The following is a 25,746-nucleotide window of genomic DNA, read 5'->3' as shown; positions in this document are numbered from 1 at the left end:
GTAATAACCGATTTTTTTAATACAATCGTTTCTCTGTTCCGTCCAATTCAACATACATTGAAGCATCCTGAACGGTCTCCACAATACCATGATAATTATCATTTTGATCTTGCGCACCAATATACAAGATATAAATAAGTTTATTCCCAGGTGAGAACCACATAGGTTCAATAAAACGACGTTGTGCTTGAAGGTCTTCAGATAAGCGTTTAACCTTTGGCCAAACTCTAGCTGGGTGACAATATTCTAAGTCACGTCCAATTTCTAAAGGTGATCTTTGGAAGAGCATCTCGTCATAAGGACCGATATTATTAAAGTATTTAAACTTATGATTGCCGTCAACGTAAGTAACCTCAAAGGGCATTGAATCCAAAATGAGTCTCACTTGCTTTAAACTTAAATATCCTTCGCCGATACTAATCAATTGCTCATTAGAAAAATCCTTTGGATCATTGACTACTGTCTCATTGCTTACAGACCAGTTGAATTCCAACTGTCCTTTACCAAATTGAAGTACTTGTGATTCTGCTTGAGACTGATGTTTGTGATTAACCTGAGTTAAATTAGCTGGTTCCTTAAGTGTTAAATCAACCTTACTTTGAGGGAGTAAATTACGCCATTTATCCGTTTGAATATCTAAGATAGGTTGGATATTTTGTATTATTTCAACGAACCCTTGATATTGCCCGGATTCATTAAAGAGTGCTTTATACGAAATATATAAAAATTCTGATTCATGTTCAAACCAAAAGCTTTCTTCAGTTAATGTGTTATCTTTGAAAGCTTGAACAATGGGTTCTAATGTATCCCAGACTGCTTCTGGATAGACATCTTCTACCTTAGCACCGATGTTTTCAGCGTGTCGTGGTAATATTGATGACTCCTTCTTGTGATTGAAGTATTGTACGATATCATTTTGATCAACAAAAGTAACTTTCACTGGGATGTAATCAAAGATGACTTTGATTTGTTCTAAGCTCAAGTAACCATCACCAATCGAAAGAGGCACTGTTGGGTTCATGATTTGGTTACTGCTTGAGTCAAGCGTCTCATCTGGTTCCCAAAGAACGGTAAATTGACCGCCATTAACGGTAATTTTTCGTGTTTCGATTGTTTTACTTTCCACTGTATTCATTGTTTTTTGAACTGACTTAGTTGGTGTAGGTACTTCTTGAATTGTTAATTCTTCAGCTTTTTTCGTATCTTCTTCGAGTAAGTCTGCCAGGTTTTCTGGTTCCCAAGTTTCGCGAGGAGGAATAATTGCATAGCCGTAATTATCGCTTTGTAGGGCGATGTTGTACCAATCCAATTGATTGAAACTTTCAAGTAAGATATTAATTAATATAGCTTCTTCTTTAAAAATCATTTCATTGAATTCAAATTGGAAAGCTTCATACGTATCTCTTACTTTTGAAAATTTAATATCGGGAAATTTTTCCATGGCTTTATAGGCGCGTTTGAATAAGTCACGGATCTCATCATCTTTTGCCCACATAACTTTTGGTGGAGCGTCGTGGCCGTAACTTTCCATAACCGGGAAGAATAAATGTTCTTTCCGGTTGTAATGGTTATCAAATTGCCCGATGATATCATATTGACGTTTAAGTCCTTTAATCATTCCATCAGACAATTCTTCAACCGGCATTTCTTCAAAGGTATCCAGAATATTGTTAATCCGTAGCAGGGCAGAGCGTAACGCCATATTCTCTTCTTTGAATACTGTTACGGGGTGTCCGGGGTGATCAGCATCGGGGGCTTTACCATCTTCAATCGTACCTTTGAACAGATTCGCGTGAACATTACATAGCTTAAGAACATCTTGAAACGTAATCACACTATCCCCATACATTAATTGATGCTCCATCATGGAGATTTCAATGGCACTCACACCCGTGAAATGCTCATTAAATTCATCCTGAACTGATTCAGGATCTGCTCCATGATGCAGTTTAAGAAGAATACCTTCTAATATATCTATGCGATTGTCTGTATTATTACTCATTCACGTCACCTCCGATGACAGTATAGCCGTTCCATTGTAGTTCATTCACTAATTGTTCCAAAGGAAGGTTGATTAATTTGCAGCCTTGTTTTAGTGTGACAACTTTTCCAACCGATTGTCTCATGGCTGGATTAGCTAAAGGTTTAAAGCCTAAATCGACAAGAATGTCGAGAAGTTCAGGGTGTGAATCAAGGACTTGTTTCACAGGTCTATTAAGGTCTACTTGATTTTCCATTTTCTTACTCCTTATAAAATTCGATTGATATTAAATCTATTTATGTATAAACTAAACGTACTATATTACAGAATACTAGCGAACAAAAACTTCATAAGCAATATGAATAAAATAAATATATTATTTAAACGAAAGGAACATCTTTTATGAATGAAGAATTTGGTATTCTATTCAAAAACGAAGCATTAAAGTACGAAGAAGAATTACTAGAGCAATTAACAGGAGTCATCGATCCAGAGTTAGGCATAGATATTGCGAACTTAGGCCTAATATATGAAGTAGATATGGATGAAGCAGGGAAGGTTGAAGTCATAATGACTTTAACAACTGCCGGTTGTCCCTTAGCAGACTTCATTGATAGTGACGTGAGATATCAATTAGCTAACTTTGATAAAATTACTGAAATCGATATAAAAGTTGTCTTTAAACCGCATTGGGATTTATCTCGCATCTCACGCTTTGCTCGTATTGCTTTAGGTATTCCGAGTGATTTTATTCCGAATTAAATTAATATTTAAAAGTCCTGTCTAACGATGGGGCTATTTTTGTACAATGTTCTAAAATTCACATAAATAATTGTTATATCCTATTGCTTATTGTTATATCCTATTGCTTTAGGTATAAAAATAGTTTATCATATGTGTAATTAATCACAAGTTTAGATGTTTGCTTCGAATTTATATGGAGGGGATACCATGGAAAAATTAAAAAACGAAAAAATGAATGTTAATCCTTGGGAAGGTTTTACAGGGACTAAATGGCAAGAGTCAATTGATGTTAGAGATTTTATTCAAGAGAATTATACTTTATACGAAGGTGATGATTCATTCTTAGAAGGTGCAACGATTGAAACTTTCCAATTATGGGATCAAGTAATGGAACTAACAAAAGCAGAACGTGATGCTGGTGGCATTCTAGATATGGATACTAAAGTTGTATCAACAATTACGTCACATGATGCGGGTTACCTGAACAAAGACGTTGAAAAAGTTGTGGGTGTTCAAACTGACAAACCTTTCAAACGTAGTTTACAACCATTCGGTGGAATCCGTATGTCTGTTCAATCTGCAGAAGCATATGGCTACAAGATTGATCCAGAAATTGAACATATCTTTACAGAGTACCGCAAAACTCATAACCAAGGTGTATTTGATGTATACACACCTGAGATGCGTGCTGCTCGTCGTTCAGGAGTAATTACAGGACTTCCAGATGCTTACGGTCGTGGACGTATTATCGGAGATTATCGTCGTGTTGCATTATACGGGGTAAACCGTTTAATGGAAGAGAAACAAAAAGACTACGCAAATATTGGTAACGGACAAATGAACGAAGAAGTCATGCGTCTACGTGAAGAAGTTAGTGAACAATACCGTGCCTTACAAGATTTAATTGAATTAGGTAATATTTACGGCTTTGATTTAACTCGTCCAGCTGAAACAGCGCAAGAAGCATTCCAATGGTTATACTTAGGATACTTAGCGGCAATTAAAGATCAAAATGGGGCAGCAATGTCATTGGGTCGTACATCTACATTCCTAGATATCTATATTGAACGTGATCTTGCTACAGGCGTGCTTTCAGAAAAAGATGCGCAAGAATTAGTTGACCATTTCGTTATGAAATTACGTCTAGTTAAATTCTCACGTACACCTGATTACAATCAATTATTCTCAGGAGATCCAACTTGGGTAACTGAATCAATCGGTGGAGTTGGGATTGATGGACGACCACTAGTAACTAAAAATTCATTTAGATTCTTACATACATTATCAAACTTAGGACCAGCACCAGAACCAAACTTAACAGTGTTATGGTCACCAAGCTTACCAACTCATTTCAAACGATTTGTTGCGAAGATGTCTATCGACACATCAGCTATTCAATATGAAAATGATGACATTATGCGTCCAATTTACGGTGATGACTATGCCATCGCATGTTGCGTGTCAGCGATGGAAGTTGGTAAACAAATGCAATTCTTCGGTGCGCGCGCGAACTTAGCAAAAGCATTATTATATGCAATCAACGGTGGTGTCGACGAAATGTCGAAAGCACAAGTTGGACCAAGCTATCGAGCAATTACTTCAGAATACTTAGAATATGAAGAAGTGATGGAACGTTATGATGACATGTTAGAATGGTTAGCAGGATTGTATATCAATTCATTAAATGTTATCCACTATATGCACGATAAATACAGCTATGAAAGTATCGAAATGGCTTTACATGATACAAATGTAAAACGTACGATGGCTACAGGTATTGCTGGATTCTCAGTAGCGATTGATGCTTTATCAGCAATCAAATACGCGAAAGTAAAAACAATCCGTGATGAAAATGGCTTGGTAGTCGATTATGAAATCGAAGGTGAATTCCCACAATACGGTAATAACGATAAACGTGCCGATGAGATCGGTGTTGATTTACTTAAAGCATTCATGACTAAAGTTAAGAAACATCCAACATACCGTGATGCTATCCATACAACATCAATCTTAACTATTACATCAAACGTTGTTTACGGTAAGAAAACTGGTAACACGCCAGACGGTCGTCGTGAAGGAGAGCCATTTGCTCCTGGAGCGAACCCAATGCACGGACGTGATACTCATGGGGCGTTAGCAAGTTTACTTTCAGTTGCTAAGATGCCTTACGAATATGCTTTAGATGGAATTTCAAATACATTCTCAATCATTCCAAAAGCATTAGGTAAAGATGAAGAAATTCAAAAAGATAACTTAGTGAATATGTTAGACGGATATATTAAAGAAGGTGGACACCACTTAAACGTTAACGTGTTTAACCGTGAAACGTTATTAGATGCGATGGATCACCCAGAAGAATATCCACAATTAACTATCCGTGTATCTGGTTATGCTGTAAACTTCATCAAATTAACTAGAGAGCAACAAATGGATGTTATTAACCGTACAATGCACAGTTCAATGTAATCACTTAAGTTTTAGATATCTTGTTGAAAGGGGGATATATCTTGTCAGAAGTTAAAACACCAATTATTGGGAACGTCCACTCGACTGAAAGTTTCGGATCAGTTGACGGACCAGGGATACGATTCATCTCTTTTATGCAAGGATGTCGTCTACGCTGTCAGTTTTGTCATAATCCGGATACTTGGAATAGGCGTGGGGGAACACCTTATACTCCGCAAGAATTATTCGATGAAGCCATACAATACCGATCTTTTTGGGGTAATAGCGGCGGGGTAACTGTAAGTGGGGGAGAACCTTTACTTCAAATCGAATTTCTGATTGAATATTTCAAAATTTGTAAAGCACATGGTGTCCACACAACCATTGATACGTGTGGCGCACCCTTTACATTAGAGGAACCATTCCGCTCACAATTTGAAGAACTGATGAAGTATACTGATCTGTTCTTATTTGATATTAAGCATATTGATCCAAAAGGTCATGTAAAATTAACGGGTGTGCGCAATGAGAATATCATGCAGATGGCTGAATTACTTTCAGAGTTGAATATACCTGTTTGGATTCGTCACGTACTTGTTCCAACGCGTACGGATTACGATGAGTATCTGATTCGATTAGGCGATTATGTTGAAACTTTATCAAATGTTCGCAAGTTCGAGGTGCTTCCATATCATAAACTAGGTGTCTACAAATATGAGGCACTTGGATTTAAATACCGTTTGGAAGGAGTCGAACCACCGACTGCAGAACGGGTCGAGAATGCTAAAAGATTATTGAGAACAGAACGCTATAAAGGATATTTAGATGATTAAATAAAGCGACATAATTAAAGCGTAACACTTTAAAACAGTGTTACGCTTTTTATTTATTTCTAGCAAATATTACCAGTATATTCAAAGAAATATTAATATCAATAAAACAATATCATTGTTGTTATATAACAGAAGTGTCAAGATGCTCATTTAATCACATATCGAGAATTATCATTGATTGAAACAGCATAAATAACTGTTATAACACTTAATAAAAATCTATTATATTAGCATTTTTAACAATAAACCTCTTTACTTTCATTTGTGAAAAGAGTAACATGTAATCAAAGATAAAGAAAAGGGGAGCGTAACAATGACGGAATTAATTGAAAAAGATGTTATCGGAAATGTTAATTACATGATTAATGGTTTAGTAGAAAAAGGTTTGGTTGCTTTAGAGGAATTCGATCATTTTAATCAAGAGCAAATTGATCACATTGTAGCGAAAGCTTCAGTTGCAGCTTTAGATCAACATGGTACTTTAGCAAGACATGCGGTTGAAGAAACTGGCCGTGGTGTATTTGAAGACAAGGCGACAAAGAACTTATTTGCTTGTGAGCACGTTGTAAATTACATGCGAGATATGAAGACAGTTGGTGTTATCAGTGATGATGAAGTGACGGGGATCACAGAAATTGCTGAACCTGTTGGAGTTATTTGCGCCATCACTCCGACAACGAATCCGACGTCGACAACTATTTTCAAAGCGCTCATCGCATTAAAAACTCGTAACCCAATCATTTTTTCATTTCACCCGGCAGCACTTGAGTCATCGGCTCACGCTGCTCAAATCGTTCGAGATGCAGCGATTGAAGCAGGTGCACCAGAAAACTGTGTACAGTGGATTACAGAACCATCGTTAGATGCAACGAATGCATTAATGAATCACGATGGGGTTGCGACAATCTTAGCCACTGGTGGAAATGCCATGGTTAAATCAGCTTACTCATGTGGTAAGCCAGCGTTAGGAGTTGGGGCAGGAAATGTGCCAGCTTACGTTGAAAAGACAGCAAACGTTAAGCAAGCAGCTTATGACATCGTATTAAGTAAATCATTCGATAACGGAATGGTATGTGCTTCTGAACAAGCCGCAATTGTTGATAAAGAAATCTATAAAGAATTTAAAGATGAATTAGTAAGCTATCATGCTTATATCGTAAATTCAAAAGAGAAAGCACTATTAGAGGAATTTTGTTTCGGTTCTAAAGCATTCAGTGAAAACTGTGCTGGCGCAAAATTAAATAGTGAAATTGTTGGGAAACCAGCGACATGGATTGCAGAACAAGCAGGTTTCACCGTTCCGGAAGAAACAAATATTCTAGTAGCAGAGGTGTCAGAAGTTGGACCAAACGAACCATTAACACGCGAAAAACTATCTCCAGTCTTAGCCTTATTGAAATCAGAAACAACTGAAGATGGAATTCAAAAAGCTGCACAAATGGTTGAGTTCTTTGGATTAGGTCACTCAGCTGCGATTCATACACAAAATCAAGAATTAGCAAATGAATTCGGCCGTCAAGTTAAAGCCATTCGAGTTATTTGGAACTCTCCTTCAACATTCGGGGGAATCGGAGATGTATACAATGCCTTCATCCCTTCATTAACTCTAGGTTGTGGATCATACGGACGCAACTCAGTTGGTGGAAACGTCGGAGCATTGAATCTACTTAACATTAAAACAGTAGGGAGACGACGCAATAACATGCAATGGTTTAAAGTACCTTCAAAAATTTATTTCGAACGTGACTCAATCCAATATTTAAAAACAATGGCTGATGTTGAACGTGTCATGATTATTACGGATGAATCAATGATGAAACTCGGCTTTACGCAAAGAATTATCGACCAACTTGAGGCACGCCAAAACAAAGTAAATTACCAAATCTTCCATAACGTTGAGCCAGATCCAGATATTACAACTGTTAGAAGTGGAGCTGAAGCGATGGCTCAATTCCAACCCGATACAATTATCGCACTAGGTGGGGGATCTGTTATGGATGCAGCTAAAGTCATGTGGTTATTCTACGAACAACCAGAAGTAGACTTTAGAGATTTAGTTCAAAAATTCCTAGACATCCGTAAAAGAGCGGTTAAGTTCCCAGAACTTGGGTCTAAAGCGAAGTATGTAGGTATTCCAACGACATCAGGAACAGGATCTGAAGTGACACCATTTGCGGTTATCTCTGATAAGAAAAATAATATGAAATACCCATTAGCGGACTATTCATTACTACCAACAGTCGCAATTGTAGATCCTGCTTTAGTTGAGACTGTACCAGATTTTGTTACAGCTGATACAGGGATGGACGTGTTAACACACGCGATCGAAGCGTATGTATCAGTGATGGCTAACGACTTTACCGATGGACTGGCTTTACAAGCAATTAAGATTGTATTCGAAAACTTAGAAGCTTCAGTAAAATATAATGATCCAGAAGCACGTGAAAGAATGCATAACGCTTCAACTATGGCGGGTATGGCATTTGGTAATGCCTTCTTAGGAATTAACCACTCAATGGCTCATAAGATTGGTGGAGTTTTCCATACAGTTCACGGTCGAACAAATGCGATTTTACTTCCATTCGTTATTCGCTATAACGGAACCCGACCAGCGAAACAGGCGAACTGGCCAAAATACAATTACTACAAAGCAGATGTAAAATACCAAGACATCGCTAAATTAATCGGACTTGATGCAAAAACTCCAGAAGAAGGAGTAAAAAACTTAGCACAAGCTGTGTTCGAACTTGGAGAACGTGTTGGAATTCAAATGAGTCTAAAAGACCAGGGCGTTGATGAATCTGCCTTCATGGATAAAACAGAAGATATCGCCTACTTAGCCTTTGAGGACCAATGTACACCAGTGAATCCACGCTTAGCTTTAGTAAATGAAATGCAAGAAATCCTTGAAGATGCATATTATGGATATAAAGAAAGACAAGCAAACTACAATTAATAGTATCCAACGCATCTAGTAATACCTAAATTTGATCCCCTTTTATACACGTATATGCCTTACTTGCGCAAGTAAGGCATATACGTTTTTTGGTTTTGAGTTGTACCTAGCTAGAAGAATAAAAATAAATTGTTCCAGTTGAGGCGCTTAACTGGAAGAAAAAAACCAATTATTCCAGCTGAGGCGATTAACCGGAAGAATAAAAACCAATTGTTCCAGCTGAGGTGATTAACTGGAAGAATAAATACCAATTGTTCCAGCTGAGGTGCTTAAGTGGAAGAATATAAACTAATTCTTCCACTTGTTGAGGTAAGCTTATTTACGCTTATCTTTGAATTCAGGCATTTTCTCCTTTTAGTATGGGCTTATATATTAATATAGTGATATACAGTGAAAAAAACTGAAGGAGAGGGTATTATGTCACACGCTTTACCTAATATTGGAAAAGTTGCTACCAAAGCACTTCAAACTATTGATGTCACACAACTTGAGGAAGGTGGCTGCTCGTGACCAAATGTATTCAAAAATTTGGTTTGATCAATTGGCTACCCACCATGAAGTGACTTTTATTCCGGATGATTTGTTATTCATTCAACCTGAATTGCGAGAACTATCACCTACGATTCAGTTAGATTTAGACCGGTACATTTTAATTGAAACCTATCAGCCAATTGAGGTTATCCAAGAGGAAATAGATGCTTATAAACAGTTTGTTAAATACATGAACACTGAGTATGATGTGGATGTGGTTTTCCTACCATTAAATATTGGTGATGGTGGTACGAATCAGGGGGAATTTTTGAAAGCTCGAATTCCTGAACTGGACTTCATCGATTTTACAGATCATGGATATTTACCAGTGCAAGATGCTGTCAACCTGATTCAAAATGCTGAGTTAGTTATCACTAGTAGATATCATGCACTAGTATTGGCAGTTGCCAATCAAACGCCTATTTTGTCTGTGATGAAAGATGAAGTAGGGGATAAGCGGTATTACTATAATAAAAATGGTGGTCTAATTAAACAGGTGTTCAACCATCTACGAGTGGATGAAACGAGGTTTATGAAGGGAAATTTCACTGACGCCTTTGAATGGATTGAAGCAGAATTTGAAAAGATTCTTACTGAAGAAAGGGCCTTATTTGAATCAACACTCTATCAGCAAAATATGAAAGAGTTATATCAGCTACGCATGGATTATTTGGCTAAGCACGTTGATAAAAGCTAAAATGGAAATTATTTTTGAAAGGAATTGCTCAGAATAGATGGCAATTCCTTTTTTCAAAAAAATGGTTTGCTCACGGAAATTTGAAGAAGTCTAATAGCGGGATTGTGGTATCTTTACATTACTTTGTATTTAAAATACCGAAATATATTTTATAGCATTGATATGTGAGTGAAAAAGATACATTCTTAAAGAAAAATTATCCGTAGAAAAAGATTTTGGTGAAGATTATGAATAAAGTAGCAGTTTTTGGCGCAGGTTCGCAAATCGGTAAAAATGCAGTTTTACTTTTTAGTCAGTTTGGATATGAAGTGATTGCATTTGTCTATTCGAAGGCAGATATTGACAAAATTCCTGGTGTCGAATTTATATTAGTGGGACCAAACGATGATAGTGTAGTTGAGGAAGCTTTAGAACAGGCTCGGATAGTATTCCTAGCACTTCTATTTAATCCTAATAACGCACAACGTATCATTGATATACAAGACTGTGTGTTGAATACTGTCGACATGTCTGAAGATTTACCTTTAGATAAATTCTTATATATGATTGAGCAAAATCAAAATAACAGCTATTCAAAGCAGTCTGATTACTTATATTGAAGATGCAGACTTGAAGCAACAAAGACTTTCGCAAGCTAATTATTTGGCTGAATTAGAAACTTTTATTAGTGGAGAAATTGCTACAATTGCGTCATATCAACATACAATTATTCTTTAAATAAAGTTAATCAAGTTTTTTCTACTAGGTTTTACTCGTGATATGGTAAGATAATGATTAGAAAAAGATTGTTTTTTAATCATAAAAGGAAAAAATATGAGTAGAATTTAATTGTAGATGAAGAACCAGTTGTTTCTGATATTATCATTGTGCCAGAAGGCTCAAACGAAAGAGCTAGTGAGGCTGTCACGTTATTAAATAAAGGATATTCAAGTTCGGGCAAGATTATTGTGAGCCCTTTAACGCAATCTAATTCAGCTTATTATGTAGCGGCCGGCGCACCAGCAGGATCTTTATTAAATGATGCAAACGCAACTTCGACTTATACGAATGCCCGCAATACATTACAAATGATGACAGATTTAGGCTACGACTCAGCAATTATTACATCATCTGATTATCATATGTTACGTACCAAAATGATTTATGAACGACAAAACCGTCATTACGGTTTTGACTTAACCTATGTGGCTTCATATCGTGAAATTGATGGTAAAAACGTGCAATGGAATGAGGGGCCTAGTTATTTAAAAGCTGGCGGTTTCCGTGAAATTAAGAAATTTTGGGGCTACATGTTCTTCCTTTACCATTGGGTAGATGAAGACTGATAAGCTAGTCAAAAGTCATCCAGCTAGGGTGGCTTTTTTCTATCGATATAATTCTACATAAATAATACGCCCTTTGTTATATAAGTGACGAGTTTGGGAATATTCAAAGGGTATATCATTTTTTAGAAAAGCGACTTGTTCGATTTCTAGGATTGGTTTTCCTATTTCCGTTTGTAAATATTGGCTATCAAATGCATCTGCTTCATCTGCTGATATGATACGAAAAGATTTGCCTAAATCAAGATTTAAAGTGTGTTGGATATGGGTATAGATAGAATCACTTAATATCTCCATTGTAATATTAGGGATCACTTTTACTGGCATTATCGTATATTCGATAATAAATGGCTGACCATTTAAGTTTCTCACGCGGATGATATCATACACTTCATCCGTTTTTTTGATATGTAGTTTTTGCTGCTCAAAGTCTACAGGTAATCGTTGTTCGAAGGAGACTATGGTAGAAGTTAGCTGACCCTTGCCGCCGTAGTTATAACTAGCGCCAGATGGGGTATTAATCATATGGTCAAAAAACTGATTTTCGGTATTGATTCGATTAATCTTAGTACCGCCACCAAACTCGGTAGAAAGTAAGCCTTCTAGCTGTAAAATACCAATAGCGCGAGAAATTGTTACTCTACTTGTATGGTATAAGTCAGCTAGGTCTGCTTGCTTGGGCAATTTATCTGAATCTTTATATTTTCCTATGAGTATTTGATCGCGTAAATCGTCAGCTATGCTCGTATATTTTGACAAAAGAATCACCTCTAATAAATTATAGAATTTGCTTATCTCTTTGTAAACTGATACGTTTACAAAGTTTGTTTGATGTCTTTCTCCTATCGGAAATTTGTTTTAATATATACCTATAAATGTAAACGCTTACTATATTTTGAGGAGGAATAACATGACATTTTATTGGGGAAATTCTGTTTCGAGCATGCAAACTGAAGGTGGCTGGAATGAAGGCGGTAAGTCTTTATCAGTCTATGATGTAAGAGAAGCTAGTGAGTTTGCGAGTGATTGGCATTTTGCAAATGATAATTACCATCACTTTGAGGAAGACTTTGATTATATTCAGGATCTAGGGATGAATATGTATCGGTTCCAAATTTCTTGGTCCCGTGTGGTGCAGGACGGGGACGGTGATTTTAATCAAGAAGGTATCGACTATTATCACCGTATTGTGGATGCGTTAATTGCCCGTGATATTGAACCGATGATTTGTTTATACCACTTTGATATGCCACTTCACCTGGCTGAACAATATAATGGCTTTACTTCAAAACATGTGAAAGAAGCATTTGTTCGTTATGGTCAAAAAATGGTTGATGAGTTTTCTAGTAAGGTGAAGTATTGGATTATCTTTAATGAGCAAAACCTGTATTCTGAACCGAATATTAGTTATTTGATTGCTGGGGCCGAAAATGGCAAGAAAGATGTCCATGAGTTATATCAAATCATGCATAATGTGATGGCTAGTCATGCAGAAATCACCAACTATTTGCATGAAAATTCTGATGCGAAGATGGGTGGTATGTTGGCTTATAGTGAGGTGTATCCAGCTACGTCAAAACCTGAAGATATCTTGGCTGCTCGTAAATGGGATGAATTCATTAATTATAATTTATTAGATGCATATGCAAAAGGACAATACTCAAATGAAGTGTTGACCTATATTAAAAATAAACAAATTGACTGGCAAGCAACAGATGAAGAACTTGCTGCAATTGCAAATCACTATAATGATTATTTGAGTTTTTCTTATTATGCTTCAACAACCATTTCGGCAGAAAAAATTCCGGTAGATACTGAACCTAACTGGTACTTAGTTGAAGGTAAAGTGGATAATCCCCATCTTGATACAACTGAATGGAATTGGCAAATTGACCCATTAGGTTTCCGTGATGTAATGAATAAAATGTATCAAAGATATCAGCTGCCAGTCTTCCCAATTGAAAATGGTATTGGTGTACAGGAAGAATGGGACGGAGAAAATCCAATTCAAGACGACTATCGTATTGCTTATCATGAAGCACATATGGAAGCGATGTTTGATGCCATTCATGAAGACGGAGTGGAAATCATAGGTTACCTAGGTTGGGGATTAATTGATATTTTATCCTCTCAAGGTGACATGCGAAAACGTTACGGCCTAGTATATGTCAACCGTACCAATCATGATTTGAGAGATATGAAACGGGTACCGAAGAAATCTTACCAATGGTTTAAGGAAACTATTCAGGAATACAATGAAAAATATAATTTGAATAAAGAATAATAGGGGTGAAGTGGCATGAGTCAAAATAAAGTTCAAGACAATGTTTTTATTGAAAAATTTACGAATTTCTCTGTTAAGATTGGAAACCAAGTCCATCTGCGGAGTTTGCGAGATGCTTTTGCTAATATTATGCCGATGTTTATTCTTGCTGGGCTTGCCGTCTTGGTGAATAATGTGATTTTCCCGATATTTTTGAGTGGTGAAACACTGGCCAATTTTCAAACTTTTGGGAATGTAATCACAAATGGTACTTTGAATATCGCTGGTCTCTTGATTGCACCAATGATTGCTTTTTCATTGGCTACAAATAAAAACTTTTCAAGTCCAATTTCAGCGACTTCTGTTGCAACTGCTTCTTTATTTATTATGATGTCTATCTCTAGATTGGCAACACCGATTGATGGTAGCGATCCGGTAGAGGTTTCGGGAGTAGTATCTTTTAATGAATTAGGTACTCAAGGGATGTTTGCTGGGATTATCATGGGGTTATTAGCTACAGAAGTTTTCATGAAACTAGCTAACAATAAAAAATTACGAATTAACTTAGGTGAACAGGTACCACCAGCAGTTGGTCAAGGTTTTTCAACAATGATTCCAACAATTGTGACCTTATCATTCTTTGCGATTATTTCTGCTCTATTAAGTGTCGTTTTTCATACCGACTTAGTGACTTTAATTTCAACACTTATCCAAGAACCATTACGTGCGGTCAATTCTTCTATATTCGGCTATTTGTTGATTTATTCAACCGGTAATTTCTTATTTACATTAGGTATTCATCAATCGGTAATTAATGGTGTACTAACAGATCCGTTATTGCTTGTGAATATGAACGAAAATATGAATGCTGTAGCCAATGGGCAAGAACCAATGAATATTATTAACTCTTCATTCCAAGCGGTTTACGCACAAATGGGTGGTACGGGCGGCACCCTAGCTTTAATTATTGCGGTATTTTTAGTAAGTAAGTACCAACCTTATCGGGAAGTATCGAAACTTTCCATTGCGCCTGGTTTATTTGAAATTAATGAACCGATGATTTTTGGTTTACCAATCATTTTCAATATACCGATGATGATTCCATTTGTACTATCTCCAGTAATTGGAGCATTAATCGGTTATCTAGCGACTGTGGTTGGTTTTGTAGAGCCATTAATTGTGCTGGTTCCTTGGACAACGCCACCATTAATTTCAGGCTTCCTAGCGAGTGGGGGTGACCTGAAAGTGGTCTTACTACAAATCATTATTTTAGCTGTGACAACTTTATTCTACATCCCATTCCTTAAGATTTCTGAACGCGTGGCGATAAAACAAGCAGAGATTGAACAAGGTAAGAATGAAGGTAATCAAGTTGAAGATGACGACATGGATTGGACTGTATAAATAAAGCAATTGTTGAAAGAATCTCTAGTTGAAGCTGGGGATTCTTTTTTCAAATTTGGGTCAAGCGCTTACTTCAAGGTATAATAAAGGAGATGAGGATATGAAGAAATTTTCTAAGTAGTTAAAGGGGTATATATGGTAAAAGAATTTTATACATCGGATAAATCTTTTTCAGAAATGGAAAATTCAGTTTTAGAATATTTAAAGTTACATAAAAGTAACCTTAAGCAACTAACTATTCAAAAATTAGCTGATGAGACTTACACGTCAAAGTCGACTATTTTTCGTTTAAGTAAGAAGCTAGGTTTTGACGGTTTTACAGATATGATTTACCACTTGAGTAAGCAAGAAGTGAGTGTCGAAAATAGTAACCTTGATACTTATATAAATGGTATTTCTGAGGATGTCAGAAAGATTTTCGTGCAAAATGAAAAAGCACTTATCCAATTTGGGCAAATTATTCAAGATAATGAAAATGCCATGTATGTGATTGGAACGGGTTATTCAGGTATTTTGGGAGAATACTTTTATAAAAAGGTGCTTGGGAAAGGTGAACTCGTTTATTATTCTAATGGTGCTGATTCAAATACATTATTTTTAAACAATCTCCATCGTATTTCACACATTATCTGTATCTCTAAAAGTGGTGAAACAGAAATGGTCAATAATAAGGCGATGATTGCCAAAGAACATGGTAAAGGTGTGATTTCTTTCACGCATTCCTATGATAATACGTTGGCTAAGCAGTCAGACATTGCCTTTATAGTAGATGATAACCAGTTTTTAGACCGCAATAATATCTATTCAACTCACTTTTATTCATTATTATTGCTTTATTTAGAATACGTCATTGAACAGTCATTTAAATAACGATTTAAGCGTAGCTACTGTAATTATGGGTAGTTACGCTTTTTTGCGGAAAATGTTTCATATTGAAGGGAAAATGTTCAAAAATATTGAGAATAAACATTTGTAAGCGTTTTAATGGTAAAGTGGTTTTATTCAAAGGAGGTTCGAAATATGAACAAGAGTCAAAATTTAATGGACGTTATGCAACGATTCTCTAAAGCAATGTTTATTCCAGTTTTAATTCTACCTATTGCGGGTTTATTGATCGCGATTGGAAATATATTGGTTAATCCGAATTTATTAGCTGTTATGCCATTTTTAGATAATCCAGTTTTAACGAGTTTTGGTAGTATCCTAACGGGGTCACTTGTGACGATTTTACAAAACTTAGGGTTGATATTTTGTGTGGGGATTACAGTTGGCTTAGCAAATAAGAAAAAAGGTGAAGCCGGTTTTACTGCTATGCTAGCATTCCTTGTTTTTATTAATGCGATGAATCGCTTTATGGATTTACGTGGCATGTTAGCAGATCCTGAAGCACTTCAGGGAACTGGACAAACTACGGTGTTAGGTGTCCAAGTTTTAGATATGGGTGTGTTTGCTGGAATTATTCTGGGGTTAATTATTGCGCTTATTTTCAATAAATATGCTGAGATTGAATTTAACAATGCCTTTAATATTTATGGTGGTACGCGTTTTGCCTTTATTGTTTTGATTCCAATAGTTGTTATTTTTGCAATCGGTATGACCTTTATCTGGCCATTCTTCCAAGCAGGGATCAATTCTTTAGGCGGATGGATTCAGCAAGCAGGTAATTTTGGCATTTTCGTTTATGGTGCTCTAGAACGTTTATTAATCCCAACAGGTTTACACCATTTAGTGTATACGCCGTTCCTTTATACATCATTGGGTGGGATTGAAACGATTGGTGATGTGGTCTATGAAGGATCAAGAAATATTTACTATGCAGAAATGGTCGACCCAGCTATCCAACAGTTGTCACAAAGTGTGATTTGGGATGCACGCGGTATTTCTAAAATGTTTGGTTTAATAGGTGCTTGTTTGGCGATGTATGTCACAGCAACACCAGAAAAGAAACAGCAAGCTAAAGCAATTCTAATCCCAGCAGCTTTTACATCATTTGTCGCAGGAGTTACAGAGCCGATTGAATTTTCATTCATGTTTATTGCACCAATTCTATATGTTGTACATGCAGCTTTAAGTGGTTTAAGTATGGTCGTTTTAAATGTATTAAACGTACGCTCGATTGGTCCAAATGGTTTTATAGACTTCTTATTAATGAATGTGCCATTAGGAATTGAGAAGACAGGTTGGCCAATGTATATATTAGTGGGCCTAATATTCTTTGTCATTTACTTTATTGTCTTTAGAGTTTTAATCCAATTAATGAATCTAAAAACGATTGGTCGAGAAGATGATGGGAATGAAACCAAACTTTATTCTAAACAAGACTATATAGAGAAAAAATCTACTGGCCAAACACAAACGGCGACTGCTCCAACTAACGAACGTGACGGTATAGGGTTGACTGTTGTTGAGTTGTTAGGTGGTAAAGACAATATCGAATCTGTGACAAACTGTTATTCAAGATTAAGAACCGTTTTAAAAGATCCAGATTTAGTTGACGAAGCTGGTTTGAAAAATGAAACCCAAGCCAGTGGTGTGGTTAAGAAGGGGAACAATGTACAAGTTGTGTACGGGGTTCAAGTTGGTTCTGTCAGAAAAGCAGTCGACCAAGTACTAGGATTCGAATCAGAAGATTAAATAGAATGATTATAGGCATAAATGAGGAGCGAATAAAAATGAAAAAATTTTCAGTTGTTATTGCAGGTGGCGGAAGCACATTTACTCCAGGTATCGTGAGAATGTTGGTGGATAATCTTGACCGATTTCCATTAGAAAGACTTTATTTATATGACAATGATCAAGCGCGTCAAGCTATTCTCGGTGAAGCGATTGATATCATGCTAAAAGAAGAAGCGCCAGAAATTGAATTTGCTTACACAGACGAACCAAAGCTTGCCTTTACTGGTATGGATTTCTGTATGGCCCATATTCGGGTTGGGAAATATGCTATGCGTGAATTAGATGAGAAAATACCGTTAAAACACGATTTAGTGGGTCAAGAAACTTGTGGACCAGGTGGTATGGCGTACGGTATGCGTTCGATTGGTGGCATGATGGACTTGATTGATTTGATGGAAGAATACGCACCAGATTGCTGGATGTTGAACTATTCAAACCCTGCATCAATCGTGGCTGAAGCTTGCAGAGTATTACGTCCAACGTCTAAAGTCTTGAATATTTGTGATATGCCTGTGGGTACTTTACGCCGGATGTCGCAAATTTTAGGTATGACACCAGATGACCTTGAAGTCGATTACTTTGGTTTAAACCACTTTGGTTGGTGGACTTCTATTCGCGGTAAAGATGGTACTGACTACACCGAAGAAGTGAAAGCTTATGTGAAGGAAAATGGTTATCTTAATCAAGTAGAGATTGATACGCAACATACGGATCCTTCTTGGCAAGAAACCCATAAAAAAGCTAAAGACCTATTTGCGGTAGAACCACGCTTTTTACCAAATACTTACTTACAGTACTACTTATTCCCAGAAGATATGGTAGCGCACTCTAATAAAGACTATACCCGCGCTAATGAAGTAATGGATGGCCGTGAAAAAGAAGTCTTTGACACTGCAAGAAATATTATTAAAAATGGTACCGCTAAAGAAAATGGTTTCCATATTGATAGTCATGCGTCGTTTATTGTGGATTTAGCGCGTGCAATTGCTTTTAATACACACGAAAGAATGATTATGATCGTTGAAAATAATGGGGCAATTGCCAACTTCCCTGACGATGCAATGGTTGAAGTACCATGTATTATTGGTAGTAAGGGGCCAGAACCAATTACCCAAGGAAAGATTCCACAATTTGAACAAGCCTTAATGTTCCAACAATTAACATCTGAGAAGTTGTTAGTGGAAGGCTTTATTGAAGGCAGCTACCAAAAAGTATGGCAAGCTTATACATTATCTAGAACCATTCCGACAGCTACTAAAGCGCGAGAAGTGTTAGATGACTTAATTGAAGCAAATGGCGAATTTTGGCCAGAATTAAAATAGGAGTCATTTATGAAGATAACTGTAATTGGATTAGGCAAAATGGGTTTAGCTTTAGCTAAGCAACTAATGAAACAAGGACAGCATATTAACGGATTCGACTTGAATCCGTTAATTGTTGACCAATTAGATACCGATAAATGTCAGCTATTACCTGATGTAGCTGTCTTAGCGGATAATGCAGATAAGAATGTAGTGTTTTCTTTGCTGCCTTCTGGTGAACCAACCAAATCTACTATGCAAAATTTAAAAGATATCCTACACCCGAATGATATTGTTATTGATTTTTCAAATTCTTTTTATAAGGATTCTTTGGATAACTATGCTTTATTTAAAGAGCAGGGTATTCTATATTATGATTGCGGAATTTCAGGGGGCGTAGAAGGCGCATTATCTGGGGCTTGCATGATGGTAGGTGGACTTGGACCGTTGGATAAGCAAGTAAATGATATGTTGGCATCCCTTTGTGTGCCAGGTGGTTACCGTTTTTACCCTGAACCCGGTAGTGGCCACTATTTAAAAATGGTTCATAATGGGATTGAATATGGGATGATGCAGGCAATTGCTGAAGGTCTTCATTTACTAAATGCGCAAAGTCATTTTGCCTTTAAATTGGATGATGTAGTTGGTAATTGGTCTAGGGGATCTATTATTGAATCAGCCTTATTAGACAACATTTATGATGAATTGAATCAAGATGCCTTATTAGGAGATTTTCAACATAAAGTTGCTGCTTCAGGTGAAGCGAAATGGATGGTCAATGAAGCCCTAGCTGAAGAAGTCCCTACACCTGTAATTGCTTTATCATTGATGAATCGAAATGCGAGTCTACATGAAGTTTCTTTCTCGAATCAGGTCATTTCAGCTATGCGTTATCGATTTGGGGGGCATAAAGAATATTGATTACCTATATCGCGAGTATTGATGTTGGCACAACGAATACTAAAATCAATCTATTTACCCATAATTACCAATTAATCGATACTATTAAAGCTGGTTATCAGAGAATAAATAATCAAAACGATTTACATGAAATGGATTTTGAAGAAATTTGGCAAATTGTAAAAGATGGATTAAGACTTTTAATCAACCAATATGAAATAGAAGAGTTGGAAATCATCCTAACAACAGCTATGCATAGCGTGCAATTGTTGGATCAAGACTTTAATTTATTTGGACAAACAATTACCTGGGCGGATAGAAGAGGGTGTGAGTTGTTACCGCAATTATCCAAATCAGAAAAGGAAGAGGTCTATCAACGAACAGGGACACCGATACATTCGATGAATCCTTATATCAAGCTATTATCTATCTATAAACCAGATATGAAAATAGCTTCCATAAAAGATTTATTATTCTACCGTTTAACCGGCGAATGGTCTATTGATTTAAGTAACGCTTCAAGTTCAGGCTTACTGAATTTGGCTACATTAGTTTGGGATCAGGAATTATTAACACAGTTAGGCTTAAGTGTAGAAGATTTACCAAAGATTCGACCAGTCAATTATGTAGTGACAACTTTTCATAAATCATTACAAATTCCTATAAAAGTCATTATTGGAACATCTGATGGTGTTTCGTCTAACTATATTTTTAATGATTTAGACCATCATGCTGTACTTTCCATAGGTACTAGCCATGCGGTCCGTATAGTGGATGATTCACCATCTATCAATGTTACCTTAAATAATTTTTCATATGCCATAGATGCTAATCACTATCTTATTGGTTTAGCGAGTAATAATGGGGCGGATATTTTAGCTTGGGCATGTGATGTATTCAAGACGAATTTTGATGAATTAAATCAGATCTGTATCGATAGATCTGTTGACCAAGCAGTGTTTGTCCCCTATATTAACGGGGAACGAGCGCCTATTTGGCAAGATTCAGCTAGGGGTAGCTTGTTGAATTTGACTAGAAATGCTAGCCGAGAATCCATTTTATATGCCATTATATTAGGAATGTTATTCAATATAAAAGTGAATATAACTAATTTAGGAGACTTAGTATCCTTTGATAAACTTGGTTTAGTTGGTGGTGTTACACAAATGACTGGTTTAACACAGTTAATTGCCGATGTTTTGAATAAGGAGTTATATATTCCACAAATTGAAAATGCTGAAACTATGGGGACAATACATTTAGTGCATAATGTGTTATCTAAAGGAAAATATGCAGTGGTACAGCCCAATGTGGAAGCTACAAAGTTATTAGAAGTTTTATTTGCGCAGTATTTAAATGAATTGAATTAATATGCAATCATTTATCTCATTTCGGTTATGTTTGTGATTATGCTAAAATATAGACATAAAATGAATAAAGGGGTTTAATAATGAAGTTAATTTCATGGAATATTGATTCTTTAAATGTGGCCTTAACTGGTGCGTCTCCGCGTGCAGAATTATCACGTGAGGTTCTAAAGATGATTCGTGAACATCAACCAGATGTGATTGCGATTCAAGAAACGAAACTATCGGCAAAGGGTCCTACGAAAAAGCACCTTGAGATATTAGAAGCGAATGTGCCAGATTATGAGATTCAGTGGGTGTCTAGTGTTGAGCCTGCCCGTAAAGGATATGCTGGTACCATGTTCTTATATAAGAAAGATTACACGCCAGAAGTGACTTTCCCGCAAATTGGGGCACCAACGACGATGGATCACGAAGGTCGTATGATTACACTAGAATTCCCTGATTTTTATGTGACCAATGTTTATACACCAAATGCGGGATCTGCTTTAGCGCGTTTAGAAGACCGCCAAGCTTGGGATGTGCACTATGCAAACTATTTAGCGGACTTGGATGCAAAGAAACCAGTGATTGCTTGTGGTGATTTTAATGTCGCACATACGGAAATTGACTTGGCACACCCCAAAAATAATCATTTTTCAGCTGGTTTCACTGATGAAGAACGTGCTGGCTTTACTAACCTGTTAAACCGCGGTTTCACAGATACCTTCCGTCATATTCATGGCGACGTTGAAGGTGTTTATACTTGGTGGGCACAACGAGTGAAAACAAGCAAAATCAATAACTCTGGATGGAGAATTGATTATTGGTTGGTGAGTGACCGGATTGCAGACAAGGTCCAAAAATCTGAGGTATTAGATTCTGGTACCCGCCAAGACCATACACCGATTTTGTTAGAAATCGATATCTAATTTATTTGTATAATTAACCATTAGGCTGGGGTAGTGATACCTCAGCCTTTTTCTATACACATTTTTAATAAAATGCTAGCTTAATTAACTTGCTTAATGCCTTTTTGAATTTTACGTATCTTATTCTGGGCGTTTTTACCTGCGATTTTCTTTAACTTATCAGGACCAAAGACATAGTGTAAGATATTGGCGAAAAGTTGGTACATGGTATCTAGCTGGCCAAAGTTTTCATAGGCTTTAATGGGCTGGTAATCAGACTCACTCACCAAATATTTTTGATTTTCTTCAGTATCTGGGTTAAATTGTTGGCCTTGACCAAAGAAACTGAATTGGCTATAAAAGGCCACTTGATTAAAGAAACGTAGGTGTTGTTGGCGGAAGGTGGCATAAATACCCATTTTTTCTCTTAAATATTTGTTTTTTAGTTTGATTTTGTATTTGAAGTGGTTGTCTACTTCAATCCAGGTATCTTTCTTACACTGGGCATCCGCATAGTAGATTTGGATATTATGTAAGGCTAGGATGTGGTTGACGTCTTGTTCGTCATCAAACCGTTGGAAGGCAAATTTTCCCAAGGTAATAGGTAACCGCTTGTTAGAATCCAGAATGTGGCCATGGGATTGGTTGAGATAAGTTGCGAGAAAACCGTATTGGTCATGCCAATCTTTTAAAAGACTCATGGTATCCAACTGACTGATACCAAAGCTTTGATCTGTAAAGAGAATAATCGTCTTAAAGGGGAGTTTAAATTCAGATACATTGTATAATAGCGACATATTTTGGAGTAATTGATTAAATTGACGGGGCTCACCAAAGGTTGCTTTTTCAATTAACGTGTTGAGATAGTCTGGCCAATTGCATTTCGCTGGGACTGTTTCAAGTTTGTTATTATATGCTGTCATTTTCTACCACCTTTATACTTTTTGTTATCTTATTTATAACATTGTATTTATTTTTATGAAACCAAATAATTGCTAGGACTTGAAAATAGATTGTTTTATATTAAATAAATGATAATTTGACAGAAATTAGCGGTTTTGATTCAATGTTTTTATCTTTTAGGTGATAATTGCAATCAAAAATACCAGGCAATAAGCGTGGCGCGGACTTGCCTTTTCCTCAGTTATAAACGTATTTTAAGTTACCTGCAGGTGATGAAAAGATACTTTAAGCTCGTTTAGGGGAGGAAATTGCTTTTATGTTTGATCAGTATCGGTATCCGGAGTTGTTGGACCAGTATCATGGTGTGATTGTGCATGTCTTAAATCGGTATCATGTGGATGTGTATAAGTCTTATTACGATGATATTTACCAGTTGGCGCAGATTGCTTTATATCAAGCAGCGGAGGATTTTGATGGGGATCCGCTAAGTGAGGCTGACCGTTACCGGTTTGTGGCTTATGTGAAGCGGGTGATAGCTTGGCGGGTGTTGGATGAATTGCGTAAGCATACACGTCAGGGTGGTCAGGAATTTTCGACAGCGGATGACTGGGTGTTTGAGGATGGTTTAGGTGAGGGGCCAAGAATTGAGCTAACAGCTGATATTGAGCATTTCTTAGCTGAGGCGGCGAAAATATTAAAGCATCGTGATTTAGACTTTCTATACCAAGTGATTGCTTGTCAGGGGAAGACCAAGTTATTACTTGAAATTTATCCAATTTCCCGCCAAGCGATTTACAATAAGAAACGTCATTTGATGGACAAACTACAATCTATTCGCCATTTATTGGTGGGTTAGGAGACAAGATGAAATCAACAACATTTAAAGAATATAAAGGCCTTTTAATTGCATTTGGACATGGAAATGGGGACCCAGGCGCCGTATCTGGGCAATTTACTGAGGCAGAAATGGTACGGAAGTTAAAACCCTATATTGAAAAATGGGCTAAAGCAGCTGGCATCAAAGTGGCTTTCTATATGGACAATCTTTACCAACATGCAACAGATATGAAGACCTATGCGGATTGGGTGGTGGTTGAAGTACATATGGATGCAGCGGCTAAACCACAAAAAGGCGGGCACATAATCATTCATTCGGACTATGTGACAGATGCCATAGATGATAACTTGATTGCGATGATTCAAAAGCATTTCGGCTTAGTCACTAGAAACGGTTTAGGCTTATCAAAAAGAGGAGACTTGCTCAACTGCAATAATGCCCGCCGTTGGGGGATTAACTACCGGTTATTAGAGTTATTTTTCCTGGCGGATGCTACTGATCGTAATTATTATTTGGCGAATTTAGATTTAGTGGCCAAAAATATAGTAGAAGCTGTTGTCGGCGTTCAGGTTGCGGATGATAAAGTTTGCCAGTGTACGCGCTAGCTAGGTGAATGTATCATAGCGATATGTTAAAGACCTAAAATCACTTCAATGTATATATAAGAAAAGCCATCGTGGTTGGGGATGAACCCTTACCGCGATGGCTTTTTTGTCTTTTGTATAAGTCTATAATCTATTGATTTTCCTCAGGGATAATCCAAAACTCTGTTCCAATTTCTTCGTTACGGTCAAGTACTGCTTGGTTGAAGTCTTCTGATTGATAGATAGCTTTAATATCTTCAACCCAAGGCTGGTCCATTTTATCCGCAGTCGTAATGGCTTCAAGTAGTAGGCTTTCAATCGGTTGTTCTGTGACCAAACGGGAGTCTAAGTCCATACCCGCGTCATAAGCGATTGATCCAGCAACTAAGGCATAAGAGACATCTTGGATTGCAGGTGGGACAGCAGCACTTTGCATTTCGACAATTTCAATGCCTACATGATTTTCTTCGATATCGTCAGCAGTCACTTTGGCGGCTTCAACATCCGGGTTTAAAGTGATCCACCCAAGGTCTTCCATGAGTAATAAACCACGCATCATGGAAACCGTCCCAGTACCGATAGCGATGGTATCACCTGCTTCAACAGCATCAAGACTGTCTTTTTGTCCTGGATAAATGGCAGCAGGTACAGTTGGGACACGGACAATTTGTTGAAAGCTAGCACCCAAAGTATCATTGTAACTTTCAGTGCTCAAACGGTTACCGTCTACATTGATATCCGCTTCACCCTCATCAACGGCAATCATTGCTTGGCGATATTCAGAAAACTGAACTTCTTCAACGGTGTAACCTTGTTGTTCTAATCGTGGCGCCACTTCTTCCATAAATAAAATAGAATAGGGGCCAGGTGATGTGGCCACTTTGATGGTTTGTGTATCTTCCGTCTGCTTTCCGCAAGCAGCAAGGACCAAGGCAACCAGTGCTAAACCAATATATTGTAAGAATCGTTTCATTTTTCTACCTCCCAAAGGTGTTTTATTCATCCACTTAAACTTATCATAGATTGTCATGAATTGAGATACAATATGCTTGTGTGGGGTTACTGGAATCCGATCATTGTTGAGAGTGATTGGTTTACGTTTCATTTTCAA

The 25,746-nt window shown here is 37.0% G+C and carries 22 protein-coding genes; 17 read left to right on the top strand and 5 right to left on the bottom strand.

What is annotated here, in order from left to right:
- Positions 1-16 precede the first annotated feature (16 nt).
- Both AWM74_RS01600 and AWM74_RS01595 read right to left on the bottom strand, forming a co-directional pair.
- Positions 17-2,002 (bottom strand): DUF438 domain-containing protein, encoded by a 1,986-nt coding sequence (locus AWM74_RS01600; protein ID WP_051218272.1) that lies wholly within the window; start codon positions 2,000-2,002, stop codon positions 17-19.
- A complete protein-coding gene (locus AWM74_RS01595) occupies positions 1,995-2,237 on the bottom strand; it encodes a DUF1858 domain-containing protein (protein WP_003142510.1) in 243 nt (80 codons plus the stop codon). The genes AWM74_RS01600 and AWM74_RS01595 overlap by 8 nt, the downstream gene beginning before the upstream one ends.
- Before the next feature lie 146 nt (positions 2,238-2,383).
- On the opposite strand from AWM74_RS01595, the gene AWM74_RS01590 reads away from it, so the two are divergent.
- From AWM74_RS01590 to AWM74_RS01560, 7 genes are all read left to right on the top strand, one after another.
- Entirely contained in the window at positions 2,384-2,743 is a 360-nt protein-coding gene (locus AWM74_RS01590; protein ID WP_003142512.1) for a metal-sulfur cluster assembly factor, read from the top strand.
- 189 nt (positions 2,744-2,932) lie between these two features.
- Positions 2,933-5,191, top strand: a complete 2,259-nt coding sequence (pflB, locus tag AWM74_RS01585; RefSeq protein WP_051218270.1) for a formate C-acetyltransferase — start codon at positions 2,933-2,935, stop codon at positions 5,189-5,191.
- 41 nt (positions 5,192-5,232) lie between these two features.
- Complete coding sequence (gene pflA / locus AWM74_RS01580) at positions 5,233-6,003, top strand: pyruvate formate-lyase-activating protein (protein ID WP_026466353.1); 771 nt, start codon at positions 5,233-5,235, stop codon at positions 6,001-6,003.
- A gap of 313 nt (positions 6,004-6,316) precedes the next feature.
- Complete coding sequence (gene adhE, locus AWM74_RS01575) at positions 6,317-8,959, top strand: bifunctional acetaldehyde-CoA/alcohol dehydrogenase (RefSeq protein WP_026466352.1); 2,643 nt, start codon at positions 6,317-6,319, stop codon at positions 8,957-8,959.
- Between the two features lie 514 nt (positions 8,960-9,473).
- Positions 9,474-10,187, top strand: coding sequence for a polysaccharide pyruvyl transferase family protein (locus AWM74_RS01570; RefSeq protein ID WP_026466351.1), 714 nt, complete (start codon positions 9,474-9,476; stop codon positions 10,185-10,187).
- 227 nt (positions 10,188-10,414) lie between these two features.
- Positions 10,415-10,786: an NAD(P)-dependent oxidoreductase gene (locus AWM74_RS01565; RefSeq protein WP_026466350.1), complete on the top strand. Its 372-nt coding sequence runs from the start codon at positions 10,415-10,417 to the stop codon at positions 10,784-10,786.
- A 267-nt stretch (positions 10,787-11,053) separates the two neighbouring features.
- A complete protein-coding gene (locus AWM74_RS01560; protein ID WP_236702841.1) occupies positions 11,054-11,512 on the top strand; it encodes a YdcF family protein in 459 nt (152 codons plus the stop codon).
- A gap of 39 nt (positions 11,513-11,551) precedes the next feature.
- On the opposite strand, the gene AWM74_RS01555 is transcribed toward AWM74_RS01560, so the two are convergent.
- Entirely contained in the window at positions 11,552-12,268 is a 717-nt protein-coding gene (locus AWM74_RS01555; RefSeq protein ID WP_026466349.1) for a GntR family transcriptional regulator, read from the bottom strand.
- A 151-nt stretch (positions 12,269-12,419) separates the two neighbouring features.
- Between AWM74_RS01555 and AWM74_RS01550 the strand changes: the two genes are divergently transcribed.
- The 8 genes from AWM74_RS01550 (at position 12,420) to AWM74_RS01515 (ending at position 22,331) form a co-directional block, all read left to right on the top strand.
- Positions 12,420-13,793, top strand: coding sequence for a glycoside hydrolase family 1 protein (locus tag AWM74_RS01550; protein ID WP_051218268.1), 1,374 nt, complete (start codon positions 12,420-12,422; stop codon positions 13,791-13,793).
- Between the two features lie 15 nt (positions 13,794-13,808).
- On the top strand, positions 13,809-15,176 hold the full coding sequence (locus AWM74_RS01545) for a PTS sugar transporter subunit IIC (protein WP_051218266.1): 1,368 nt from the start codon (positions 13,809-13,811) through the stop codon (positions 15,174-15,176).
- Positions 15,177-15,311: 135 nt separating this feature from the next.
- Positions 15,312-16,046 (top strand): MurR/RpiR family transcriptional regulator, encoded by a 735-nt coding sequence (locus AWM74_RS01540; protein WP_026466348.1) that lies wholly within the window; start codon positions 15,312-15,314, stop codon positions 16,044-16,046.
- Positions 16,047-16,196: 150 nt separating this feature from the next.
- The gene (locus AWM74_RS01535) at positions 16,197-17,810 is read left to right on the top strand and encodes a PTS transporter subunit EIIC (RefSeq protein ID WP_034258257.1); all 1,614 of its coding nucleotides are present in this window, start codon (positions 16,197-16,199) and stop codon (positions 17,808-17,810) included.
- A gap of 38 nt (positions 17,811-17,848) precedes the next feature.
- On the top strand, positions 17,849-19,174 hold the full coding sequence (locus tag AWM74_RS01530; protein ID WP_026466346.1) for a 6-phospho-alpha-glucosidase: 1,326 nt from the start codon (positions 17,849-17,851) through the stop codon (positions 19,172-19,174).
- Between the two features lie 9 nt (positions 19,175-19,183).
- Positions 19,184-20,074: an NADP-dependent phosphogluconate dehydrogenase gene (locus AWM74_RS01525; protein WP_026466345.1), complete on the top strand. Its 891-nt coding sequence runs from the start codon at positions 19,184-19,186 to the stop codon at positions 20,072-20,074.
- Entirely contained in the window at positions 20,071-21,423 is a 1,353-nt protein-coding gene (locus AWM74_RS01520; RefSeq protein ID WP_026466344.1) for a gluconokinase, read from the top strand. The genes AWM74_RS01525 and AWM74_RS01520 overlap by 4 nt, the downstream gene beginning before the upstream one ends.
- Before the next feature lie 80 nt (positions 21,424-21,503).
- The gene (locus tag AWM74_RS01515) at positions 21,504-22,331 is read left to right on the top strand and encodes an exodeoxyribonuclease III (protein ID WP_026466343.1); all 828 of its coding nucleotides are present in this window, start codon (positions 21,504-21,506) and stop codon (positions 22,329-22,331) included.
- A gap of 80 nt (positions 22,332-22,411) precedes the next feature.
- On the opposite strand, the gene AWM74_RS01510 is transcribed toward AWM74_RS01515, so the two are convergent.
- Complete coding sequence (locus tag AWM74_RS01510; protein WP_026466342.1) at positions 22,412-23,233, bottom strand: hypothetical protein; 822 nt, start codon at positions 23,231-23,233, stop codon at positions 22,412-22,414.
- Between the two features lie 296 nt (positions 23,234-23,529).
- On the opposite strand from AWM74_RS01510, the gene AWM74_RS01505 reads away from it, so the two are divergent.
- Positions 23,530-24,069, top strand: a complete 540-nt coding sequence (locus tag AWM74_RS01505; RefSeq protein WP_026466341.1) for a hypothetical protein — start codon at positions 23,530-23,532, stop codon at positions 24,067-24,069.
- Positions 24,070-24,077: 8 nt separating this feature from the next.
- On the top strand, positions 24,078-24,656 hold the full coding sequence (locus AWM74_RS01500; RefSeq protein ID WP_026466340.1) for an N-acetylmuramoyl-L-alanine amidase: 579 nt from the start codon (positions 24,078-24,080) through the stop codon (positions 24,654-24,656).
- A gap of 130 nt (positions 24,657-24,786) precedes the next feature.
- Here the strand turns inward: AWM74_RS01500 and AWM74_RS01495 are convergent, their stop codons facing one another.
- On the bottom strand, positions 24,787-25,608 hold the full coding sequence (locus AWM74_RS01495; protein ID WP_026466339.1) for a MetQ/NlpA family ABC transporter substrate-binding protein: 822 nt from the start codon (positions 25,606-25,608) through the stop codon (positions 24,787-24,789).
- Between the last annotated feature and the right edge of the window lie 138 nt (positions 25,609-25,746).

The organism is Aerococcus urinaeequi, from assembly GCF_001543205.1.
In the GTDB taxonomy this organism is placed as follows: Bacteria; Bacillota; Bacilli; order Lactobacillales; family Aerococcaceae; genus Aerococcus; species Aerococcus urinaeequi.
Note: the sequence above shows the minus strand (reverse complement) of the source record. Positions and strands in the feature narration are given on the sequence as shown.

What these genes read in the sequence shown, in the direction of transcription:
- AWM74_RS01545 (WP_051218266.1), top strand. Translation starts at nt 13,809, where the DNA reads ATGAGTCAAAATAAAGTTCAAGACAATGTTTTTATTGAAAAATTTACG.
- AWM74_RS01565 (WP_026466350.1), top strand. Translation starts at nt 10,415, where the DNA reads ATGAATAAAGTAGCAGTTTTTGGCGCAGGTTCGCAAATCGGTAAAAAT.
- AWM74_RS01550 (WP_051218268.1), top strand. Translation starts at nt 12,420, where the DNA reads ATGACATTTTATTGGGGAAATTCTGTTTCGAGCATGCAAACTGAAGGT.
- AWM74_RS01590 (WP_003142512.1), top strand. Translation starts at nt 2,384, where the DNA reads ATGAATGAAGAATTTGGTATTCTATTCAAAAACGAAGCATTAAAGTAC.
- AWM74_RS01595 (WP_003142510.1), bottom strand. Translation starts at nt 2,237, where the DNA reads ATGGAAAATCAAGTAGACCTTAATAGACCTGTGAAACAAGTCCTTGAT.
- AWM74_RS01525 (WP_026466345.1), top strand. Translation starts at nt 19,184, where the DNA reads ATGAAGATAACTGTAATTGGATTAGGCAAAATGGGTTTAGCTTTAGCT.
- adhE (WP_026466352.1), top strand. Translation starts at nt 6,317, where the DNA reads ATGACGGAATTAATTGAAAAAGATGTTATCGGAAATGTTAATTACATG.
- AWM74_RS01510 (WP_026466342.1), bottom strand. Translation starts at nt 23,233, where the DNA reads ATGACAGCATATAATAACAAACTTGAAACAGTCCCAGCGAAATGCAAT.
- AWM74_RS01535 (WP_034258257.1), top strand. Translation starts at nt 16,197, where the DNA reads ATGAACAAGAGTCAAAATTTAATGGACGTTATGCAACGATTCTCTAAA.
- pflB (WP_051218270.1), top strand. Translation starts at nt 2,933, where the DNA reads ATGGAAAAATTAAAAAACGAAAAAATGAATGTTAATCCTTGGGAAGGT.
- AWM74_RS01530 (WP_026466346.1), top strand. Translation starts at nt 17,849, where the DNA reads ATGAAAAAATTTTCAGTTGTTATTGCAGGTGGCGGAAGCACATTTACT.
- AWM74_RS01515 (WP_026466343.1), top strand. Translation starts at nt 21,504, where the DNA reads ATGAAGTTAATTTCATGGAATATTGATTCTTTAAATGTGGCCTTAACT.
- AWM74_RS01495 (WP_026466339.1), bottom strand. Translation starts at nt 25,608, where the DNA reads ATGAAACGATTCTTACAATATATTGGTTTAGCACTGGTTGCCTTGGTC.
- AWM74_RS01540 (WP_026466348.1), top strand. Translation starts at nt 15,312, where the DNA reads ATGGTAAAAGAATTTTATACATCGGATAAATCTTTTTCAGAAATGGAA.
- AWM74_RS01500 (WP_026466340.1), top strand. Translation starts at nt 24,078, where the DNA reads ATGAAATCAACAACATTTAAAGAATATAAAGGCCTTTTAATTGCATTT.
- AWM74_RS01600 (WP_051218272.1), bottom strand. Translation starts at nt 2,002, where the DNA reads ATGAGTAATAATACAGACAATCGCATAGATATATTAGAAGGTATTCTT.
- AWM74_RS01505 (WP_026466341.1), top strand. Translation starts at nt 23,530, where the DNA reads ATGTTTGATCAGTATCGGTATCCGGAGTTGTTGGACCAGTATCATGGT.
- AWM74_RS01570 (WP_026466351.1), top strand. Translation starts at nt 9,474, where the DNA reads ATGTATTCAAAAATTTGGTTTGATCAATTGGCTACCCACCATGAAGTG.